The sequence below is a fragment of the Robiginitalea sp. genome, from assembly GCF_049588695.1.
GTDB lineage: Bacteria > Bacteroidota > Bacteroidia > Flavobacteriales > Flavobacteriaceae > Robiginitalea.
This window is the reverse complement of sequence record NZ_JBAVZJ010000222.1, coordinates 1-8,516: the sequence shown is the minus strand read 5'-3', so window position 1 is coordinate 8,516 and position 8,516 is coordinate 1. Positions and strand designations below refer to the sequence as shown.

Annotated in this window: 9 protein-coding genes; 2 read left to right on the top strand and 7 right to left on the bottom strand. The window is 47.5% G+C overall.

All coding sequences use genetic code 11. The features are described 5' to 3' along the window. Window positions 1-557 (top strand): serine hydrolase domain-containing protein (locus tag WBV75_RS05385; RefSeq protein WP_424119621.1); only part of this gene is annotated, 557 nt, incomplete at its 5' end. Between the two features lie 371 nt (window positions 558-928). On the opposite strand, the gene WBV75_RS05380 is transcribed toward WBV75_RS05385, so the two are convergent. The 7 genes from WBV75_RS05380 to WBV75_RS05350 form a co-directional block, all read right to left on the bottom strand. Further along, the gene (locus tag WBV75_RS05380) at window positions 929-1,771 is read right to left on the bottom strand and encodes a 1,4-dihydroxy-2-naphthoyl-CoA synthase (protein ID WP_424119620.1); all 843 of its coding nucleotides are present in this window, start codon (window positions 1,769-1,771) and stop codon (window positions 929-931) included. 53 nt (window positions 1,772-1,824) lie between these two features. Then, window positions 1,825-3,075, bottom strand: a complete 1,251-nt coding sequence (locus WBV75_RS05375) for a glycosyltransferase (RefSeq protein ID WP_424119619.1) — start codon at window positions 3,073-3,075, stop codon at window positions 1,825-1,827. Window positions 3,076-3,084: 9 nt separating this feature from the next. Next, window positions 3,085-4,596 (bottom strand): DEAD/DEAH box helicase, encoded by a 1,512-nt coding sequence (locus WBV75_RS05370; RefSeq protein WP_424119618.1) that lies wholly within the window; start codon window positions 4,594-4,596, stop codon window positions 3,085-3,087. A 114-nt stretch (window positions 4,597-4,710) separates the two neighbouring features. Next, window positions 4,711-5,640, bottom strand: a complete 930-nt coding sequence (locus WBV75_RS05365) for a 2-hydroxyacid dehydrogenase (RefSeq protein WP_424119617.1) — start codon at window positions 5,638-5,640, stop codon at window positions 4,711-4,713. Between the two features lie 26 nt (window positions 5,641-5,666). Continuing rightward, complete coding sequence (locus WBV75_RS05360) at window positions 5,667-6,335, bottom strand: ATP-binding cassette domain-containing protein (protein WP_424119616.1); 669 nt, start codon at window positions 6,333-6,335, stop codon at window positions 5,667-5,669. Then, window positions 6,332-6,634 (bottom strand): hypothetical protein, encoded by a 303-nt coding sequence (locus WBV75_RS05355; RefSeq protein ID WP_424119615.1) that lies wholly within the window; start codon window positions 6,632-6,634, stop codon window positions 6,332-6,334. Before WBV75_RS05355 ends, WBV75_RS05360 begins: the two co-directional genes overlap by 4 nt. 4 nt (window positions 6,635-6,638) lie before the next feature. Next, the gene (locus WBV75_RS05350; protein ID WP_424119614.1) at window positions 6,639-7,145 is read right to left on the bottom strand and encodes a DUF6155 family protein; all 507 of its coding nucleotides are present in this window, start codon (window positions 7,143-7,145) and stop codon (window positions 6,639-6,641) included. 175 nt (window positions 7,146-7,320) lie between these two features. On the opposite strand from WBV75_RS05350, the gene WBV75_RS05345 reads away from it, so the two are divergent. Further along, a complete protein-coding gene (locus tag WBV75_RS05345; RefSeq protein WP_424119613.1) occupies window positions 7,321-8,184 on the top strand; it encodes a sigma-70 family RNA polymerase sigma factor in 864 nt (287 codons plus the stop codon). Window positions 8,185-8,516: the final 332 nt, after the last annotated feature.

Sequence of the window (8,516 nt, the reverse complement as noted above, 5' to 3'; positions counted from 1 at the left end):
TGAGTACACCCCAGGCCGAGAAGGAACTTACAGGTCCCCCGGGGTCTGTTTGGTATTATTCCTCCGGAACTTCTAACCTTTTATCGGGGCTTCTGAGAAAGCAATTCCCGGATCCCCAGGAATATCTCGACTTTCCGTATCGCGAGCTCATCGATAAAATAGGAATGCACACCATGCTCCTGGAGACAGATCTGAAGGGAAATTTTGTAGGTTCTTCTTATGGATGGGCTTCCACCCGGGATTGGGCCAGATTTGGCTTGCTCTATCTCAACAGGGGGAAATGGGGGGATTCACAAATCTTTGATCCCACCTGGGCCGACTATGTGGCCTCACCCACTTCCCATTCACAGGAGGCATACGGGGCCCATTTCTGGTTAAACGCCGGAGGCAAGTATCCGGATGCACCCCGGGATATGTATATGGCCAATGGATTCGAGGGACAGCACGTCTTTATCATCCCGTCCAGGGATTTGGTGATCGTACGCACGGGACTTGCAGAAGACCCGGACTTTGAACTCAATGCTTTTTTAAAAGAAGTTATCGCCGCGTTCCCTTAGACTTGAGGACCGCTGTAAGCATTGGTCCGCGGGGGCTCCCTACAACAATAAAAACCCTCACCACAGAAATTGCCCTTTTCACAACAATAAGTTTCCGGACTCCACCTGCTGCCGTATGTTTACATCGTAATCAAAAACAAAGCATTACAAGTTTATTTTTTCATTTTCATATAGTGTTCTCGTAAAAGAGTCCTGTCCCAAACGGCAGGGCTCTTTTTAGTTTGAGAAACCCCGATACTTTTTATTGGATTTCACTGCAGACGTGGAAGGCCCGGAGAAGGCCGGCTGCAATTATATTCCGCAGGGGTTAGTACCACCGTGTGATTCGGCTGGAGCGGATGACCCTCAAAAGATTTTCTTTGTGCCCCGGCTTACGGAATCCATTTGTCCTTCCCGAAGTCCGGTTTGCGCTTTTCCAAAAATGCATTTCTCCCCTCTTTGGCTTCTTCCGTCATATACGCTAAACGCGTCGCCTCCCCTGCAAAAACCTGCTGTCCGACCATACCGTCATCGGTGAGGTTCATTGCAAATTTTAACATTTTGATAGACGTAGGGGACTTGGCGAGTATTTCCTCTGCCCATTCATAGGCCGTCTCCTCAAGGGCCTCATGTGGAATAACCGCGTTGACCATACCCATTTCATACCCTTGTTGCGCGCTGTAATTCCGGCCCAAAAAGAATATTTCGCGTGCGCGCTTCTGACCGATCATCTTAGCGAGATAAGCTGAACCGTACCCCCCGTCAAAACTTGTGACATCTGCATCGGTTTGTTTAAAAATGGCGTGCTCTTCACTTGCCAGGGTAAGATCACAGACCACGTGCAGGCTGTGCCCCCCTCCCACAGCCCAACCGGGGACCACGGCGATGACTACCTTGGGCATAAACCGTATCAATCTCTGAACTTCCAATATATTCAGGCGGTGGTATCCGTCTTCCCCGACGTATCCCTTATGCCCTCTGGCCTTTTGGTCTCCCCCACTGCAAAAAGAATAAACCCCATCTTTGGGCGAAGGCCCTTCCCCTGAGAGCAAAACCACGCCAATAGAAGTATCCTCCTGGGCATCGTAAAAGGCCTCATAGAGCTCCTTGGTTGTTTTGGGACGGAAGGCATTGCGCACTTCCGGCCGGTTAAATGCAATTCGGGCCACTCCCCCGGCCTTTTTGTATGTTATATCTTCAAAGTTGCCAGCGGATTTCCAGGGAATCTTCTTCATAATTATGAGTTCTAAAGTACTTTTTACGGATTCCCAAAGATACTATCCACGACCTAATTCTCCCCTTTTTCTTTAGCTTCTATCCAGCGGGAAAGATAGCGCAGCCGGCCAAAGGCCTCATTTCTGAGCAGGTTTTGGATTATCCGGGTTTCCCGGGGAAGCGATTTATACCTTTGCGGATGGGAATCCATAGCCCCTGTAAGGGTATTAAACGAAGTATTGAAATGCGCTTTTGAGGCCTGTTGTTGTTGCCCCAGGGCCTGCTCCCATTCCGTCGTATGCGTGTAGAGGGCTACCGCTTTTTCAGCAAATTGTTCTGCCGAATCGGCGACAAAGGGCAGGGTGTTATCCGCTTCCATAATCCCTTCAAAAGCGAGGGAAGTGCCCATTACGGGAAGACCGAATACTGAAGCCTTTAGAATTTTCCCTTTGATTCCCGCCCCGAAACGCAAGGGAGCCAACAGGAGTCGGGGAGTACTGAGGACGGGCTGGAGTTCTGGTGCCCAGCCCCTTACCTGAAAGCCTTCCCCCGGTGTATGCATCTGGAGGATTTGGTTGGGCAGATAGGCGCCGTAAATCTGTAATTCAGCATCGGGTAGTCTCTTGCGAATCCGGGGCCAGATATCCGTTTTCAGGTAGGTAATAGCATCCCGATTCGGCGGGTGTTTGCCATTTCCTACAAAAACAAAATCAGAGCGTTTATGAAAATTTACCCCCGATACCGCAGCGGGACCATCCATTCCAAAAGGTAAATAGACCAGTTTTTCCCTCAGGTGAGGTACCTCAGCGCGCAGGAGTTCCATTTCCGGTTTGGAAATGATCAGGCTAAGGTCTGAACGGAACATGCTCGCGACTTCCCTGTAAAAGATGGGATGTTCCACCCAATCGGCAACCGACCACTCCCCTCCCCTTCTAAGGACATCTTCCCTGGAATGCCTCAGGGAATGCAGGTCTTCGGTGTCGAGAAGCACCTGCGCCCCGGGCAGGTTGTCCCGAACACGCCAGCCAAACTGCTCTTCGGTGAGAAAGCGATCAAAAAGCACATGGGTGAACCTGTTTTTCTGAAGAAAGGAATCAAAGGAGGTATCGTTGAGTTTAATTTTGACTTCGGTGATACCCAGTTTCCCCAGATCAAAACGATAATCCCCTGAACCTGAAGCACAGCCAAATACGATATGAAACCCCTCCTGCAGAAAACCGTTTAAGAGCCATAGCATGCGCACACCCGCCCCTGTGGCCTTAGGTTCCGGCCATTGGTGGCCGATAACGAGTAAAGACTTATAACCTGTATCTGGCCCTGGCATGGTAAAGACCTATAAACGAGAGGCGTAAAGTTGTGAGATACGAAGTCGTAGCCGGCGTTCGTAATCTTCCTGAAGCCAGTCCCTGTAGTTCTGTGTGTTGTTCATGATGCAATACGAATACTGCTTTATCCTGAAGTGTATTTCTTCCCGGAGCATTTTTGCCAGAATCCGAGCGTCAAAAATGTCCGAGGAGTTTTCGACACACATCCGGGCATGCTGTTCAATACTCTCCTCCAATACCTTCTTGGATTTGCGGCCATTGGCAAAAGCATCTTTGTAGGCTTGTTTGATGTCCATATCGATGACATCCGACTTTTTAAACCGATCCCGCAACTCATCCGGCATAACATAGACAAATTCCCGTTCGATCTCTTCGTCGTTTCGGATGTTTTCCAGATAAAAGTCCGGGAAGTGGAATATCTCCTGCCAATCCAAAGGATCGTCCCAGGGACCGAAACGCGCGATATTATTCCCGAGATCCACCACTGTAAATTCTTCTTTATCCTTGAGAATACGCGAACCCCGACCGATCATTTGAAAATACAGAGTCAGGGAACGGGTGGCCCGGTTCAGGATAATGGTCTGTACACTGGGCTCGTCAAAGCCCGTGGTTAAAATACTCACCGAAGTAAGAATGGCGTCAGGGGTATTGGAAAACCAGTCCAGGATCTCCCGCCGTTCAGTAGCCGTGTTTTTATTATCGAGGTGCCGAATGGGGTATCCGGCCTTTTTAAACAACTCATAAACGTACTTCGAGGTGCTAATCCCATTGTTAAAAATGAGTGTTTTTGTCCCTTTGGCCAACTCTTCATAGGAGCTGACCAGTTTGCCCAGCATCAGCTGATTGCTGTACAGGGCATCTGAGGAGCGCACCGTGTAATCCCCGTTAACACCTAGTTTCAGTGATTTCAGGCTGACGTCGTAGTTGTACATATTTGCACGTGCCAGAAACTTTTTCGAAATCAGGGAGGCGATGGATTCCCCTACAATGAGCTTTTTGTAGTGGTCTTTCATCGGCAATTTGATGTTGGAACTCAAGGGCGTTGCCGTAACCCCGAGGATGATCGCCTTTTCGAAATACTTAAAGAGTTTTCTGAAGGAATTGTAATGGGCCTCGTCAATGATAACCATGCCAATACCGTGGAGTTCAATGGCCTTTTCCTGAAGTCGGTTGTTGAGGGTTTCCACCATTGCCACGAAACACTGATAAGATTCCTCGTCCGGTAATTCCTTGACTTCGCTATTGATGATTTTATTGTGAACCCCAAAACCTTCAAGCATTCGGGAAGTCTGAAGGCTTAGTTCAATCCGGTGAGTCAGGACTACGACCTTTTTTCCGGTCTCTGCGATATACCGCTTTGCGATTTCAGAAAATACAACGGTCTTCCCACCCCCTGTAGGCAATTGGTACAGCAGGTTAACATCGGTCGGTGACTCCTCCAATACACCAAAAATCTTATTGAGATCCTGGAGTTGATAATCGTAAAGCGTTTTTTCTGAATACGCAGTTTTCGTGCCCAATACTACAATTTTTCACGGATGGGAATCCAGAACTTTCCGCGTTCCGGATCAATTTGCAAAACTACTGGATTTTTATACTTTGGCGAAATCCATTCTTCAGATATATGGATTTAGTCAATACCCGGCACTCCTGGAAACAATATTTTCAGGGACCGCGCCTTTGATGAGTTTCCGATAGTTCGAAATAATCTGGGGTGCTACCGATTTCGGATCGGAAACACTGGCAATATGCGGGGTTATATGCACTGCCGGATGCTTCCAGAACGGGTGATCCTGAGGCAGTGGCTCGGTGTGGAAAACATCCAGGCAAGCCTCTGAAAGCATCCCCTGATCCAGCGCATATAAGAGGTCACCATCTTCTAAGAGCGGGCCTCGCGCTACATTGATCAACCGGGCCCCCTTGGGCAGGGTCTTAAAGACATCCCGGTTTAGAATGCCCCTTGTCCCGGGGGTCAGCGGCAAGAGGCAGACCAGGATCTCAGAGCGTTTCAAAAACCGGGTGCGCTCCGCGCTTCCCCGAAATACTTCAAAACGCACCTTTGGAAGGGAATTTCGGGTCCAACCCACCACTGAAAAACCTGCAGACTCCAGGGATTGGGCCACGGCCAGCCCCAATTTACCCAAACCCATTATCCCCACAGTCACCTCCTTAAACCTCTGGTAGGTTTTGGGTTTCCACAGGGAAAGGGATTCATTGTATTTGTAGTACTGAAGCCTCTTAAGCATTCCGGTGGCAACGGCCAGTACAAATTCTGCCATATCGGAGGCGAGATAAGGATCCACCACCCGCATAATAGGCAAGTCTTCCCGAATCTCAGTATCTTCAAAGATGAAGTCAACCCCTGCCCCCAACCCCTGAATACCCAACAGGTTCGGATAGGTTTTAAGGCTGCCCGGAGGATGTTTCCAAACCGCTGCCATTTTTATATCCGACTCGCGAAAATCTTCTCCAGGGCCGTAAACCGGAACATCCGGTGCCTGTGCCCTGAGCGCATCTTTCCATACGTCTGTCATATTGTCGTTTCGCACTACTGCAATAGCCATATACTTTCGTTTAATTCAATTGTAGCTCACATTTGGAAATCCTTGGGGAGATATCCACCATCAATGAGTTCCTTCGGATTTTTTATTTTTCTTAAATACCCCCTGCTAAGCAACAGGATTTTATCGGATATGGCAAGGATTTCGGTAGCGTCGTGATCTGTAACCACTATACCCTTACGAGATTTCACCTGGCCGATTTGGTGTACGATCTGCTCCTTAATCAAAGGTCCGAGTCCCTTAAAGGGTTCATCCAATAGTACAAAACTACCCGTGCCGTTGAGGACTGTAATGATTTCTACAAATCGGCGTTCCCCAAAAGAAAGGTCCCTGACCTTCTTCGGAATCAAAGCCCTTAAAAATGCTTCTCCTTTACCTATTTCCGGCCATACGCTCCGCCCCTGACACCTCAGTACATCTCCTACCTTTAATCCTCCTGGCAAAAAGGGGTGTTCCGGTAAATAATTCAGGTGCTTTCGCGTCGGTGCAAGGCTGTTTAAAACGGTTTGATCCACTTTTACAAAACGGGATTCACAGGTAATATCGCCATAAATTAACCTTAACAAGGTAGACTTTCCCGAACCATTGCGACCCAGCAGGCCGACGATCTCTCCCGTCTGGCAGGTCAGGAATACATCGGTAAGTAAAGGGGTCTGATTCCAGGATTTTCGAATGCTGTCAACCTGTAAAAGACTCATATAAGGCTCATTATTATGGATATGGTAAGAAAGACAATTACCGAGAGGATCAGGGTAGAAACCCACAGACTCAAGCGTGTGAAGCCCAGGTTAAAATAAAAATAGTATTCCTGCTTATACCGCACCTCGTAGATAAAGTAATGCCAGATTGGCCCCATGATCAGGAAAATCAACCCTGCGGCCCAATAACTTTTAAACAGAAGCAACCCCAAAAGTACCGAAAGAACCAGGGCGGGTGGAGCTATCCTCTTTTGAAAGAACCACAGCGGTCTGCCAGAGGACAGAAGTTTTTTTATCATGAGGTTACAATTGTTCCAGAAAGTCGAGAAAGGAATCTTTATTCGGCCAATTCGCCAGATCCACATCCCGGGCTATTTGGGTATATTTTTCCCGGTACTCCCTGTAAATTCCGGAATGAATCAGATGGGCTCCCCATTCGCGGTACGACCGGTACATACTCTTGTAAAAAGCCTCCGGACAATTCCGCGTCTTTTCGAATCGCAATCCGGTCTCCAGGTTAAATGCCATCAGTTCGGCCTGCAGGGAGGGGTCAACCCCCAGTGTTTTAAAGTGCTTAAGGTATTTATGGGCAACAGATCGCCTGGCACGGGCTCTCCTGCGCTTTTTTGGAAAATACTCCTCTGCAATCCGGGCCATCGCTTCGGCCAGCAATTTATCCTCCTTCGGGTTAAAAATAAAGTTGTAGTACGTCTTAACCTCGGGGAACCGTTCGTATAAATCGTGAATCTGCTCCCGCAGGGCAGCACGGTCTAACTGATCTGTATACGCTTTTAGGGCTCTTTTGCTCATCTGTGATTAAATTAAAGGAGAATTACCGTATTCAAAGGCCTTTCAGGGCTTCTTTTCTCATAAATCTTTCCTAAGGATTCATAAATTATGTAAAACAATTGTATCAGGCTTTTGGAAAAGATCAAATAAAACTGTATGTTGAGAGAATGTTAATCCGTAATCCAAATATACATACATGAGGCAACTAAAGATTGTCAAGCAGGTAACCAATCGGGAGTCCAAATCCCTTGACAAGTACCTGCAAGATATCAGTAAAATCGATTTAATAACCGCCAATGAAGAAGTAGAACTTGCACAGCGCATAAAACAAGGAGACCAGATAGCCCTGGAAAAGCTGACAAAAGCCAACCTCCGTTTTGTCGTTTCAGTTGCCAAACAATACCAGAATCAAGGGTTAAAGTTACCTGACTTAATCAATGAAGGAAATGTAGGACTCGTTAAAGCTGCCAAAAGGTTTGATGAAACCAGGGGCTTTAAGTTTATCTCCTATGCGGTATGGTGGATTCGTCAGAGTATCCTCCAGGCCCTGGCTGAGCAATCCCGTGTGGTGCGACTGCCATTGAACAAGATCGGATCGATAAATAAAATCAAAAAGACATTTTCCTATCTGGAGCAGGCCCATGAACGCCCGCCATCTGCGGAAGAAATTGCCAAAGAACTGGACATGTCTATCAGTGAAGTAAAACAGTCCATCCGAAACTCGGGACGGCACGTCTCTATGGACGCTCCACTTAAAGAAGGTGAAGATTCTAACCTCTACGACGTCCTGCGTTCGGGAGAATCTCCCCGGCCGGATAAAACCCTGATGCAACAATCCCTGAACACCGAGATTAACAGGGCCCTGGAAACCCTTTCTCCAAGGGAGGCAGATGTGATTAAACTGTATTACGGCATTGGTGACCAACAATCCATGACATTGGCAGAAATCGGACAGACCTTCGATCTTACTCGCGAGCGGGTCAGGCAGATACGGGAAAAAGCCATTCGGAAATTGCGGCATCAGTCGAGAAGTAAATTGCTCAAAGCCTATTTGGGTTAATCAAAAAAAGCGGTCCTTTCGGTACCGCTTTTTTTTTACACACTAATAAACACTAAGAACAATTTAGTCCGCTGATTTCGAAGTCAAGCAGAATTTCATTGAGACTCTGGATAAAATCCAGATAGGCTGCGTTGTTTTGATTTTGGTCTGCCATGGGAATTCAGATTTAGGGTAACCGGATCACTAGAGGTAATCTACTTCCACCAGTTTGTTTACACTTAAAATTTCATTTAATTCCTGAAGGAATGTTAGGTATTCCTCTCCGTAGGTATCGTAAAGCATAGCAAGATTGGGTTTTGAAATGCAAGAATACTAACGCTGAGAAGTCCGGA

Bases quoted from the DNA above. Each gene is read 5' to 3' on its own strand.
- WBV75_RS05380 (WP_424119620.1), bottom strand. From the start codon at position 1,771: ATGAAGAAGATTCCCTGGAAATCCGCTGGCAACTTTGAAGATATAACA.
- WBV75_RS05375 (WP_424119619.1), bottom strand. From the start codon at position 3,075: ATGCCAGGGCCAGATACAGGTTATAAGTCTTTACTCGTTATCGGCCAC.
- WBV75_RS05355 (WP_424119615.1), bottom strand. From the start codon at position 6,634: ATGATAAAAAAACTTCTGTCCTCTGGCAGACCGCTGTGGTTCTTTCAA.
- WBV75_RS05360 (WP_424119616.1), bottom strand. From the start codon at position 6,335: ATGAGTCTTTTACAGGTTGACAGCATTCGAAAATCCTGGAATCAGACC.
- WBV75_RS05350 (WP_424119614.1), bottom strand. From the start codon at position 7,145: ATGAGCAAAAGAGCCCTAAAAGCGTATACAGATCAGTTAGACCGTGCT.
- WBV75_RS05345 (WP_424119613.1), top strand. From the start codon at position 7,321: ATGAGGCAACTAAAGATTGTCAAGCAGGTAACCAATCGGGAGTCCAAA.
- WBV75_RS05365 (WP_424119617.1), bottom strand. From the start codon at position 5,640: ATGGCTATTGCAGTAGTGCGAAACGACAATATGACAGACGTATGGAAA.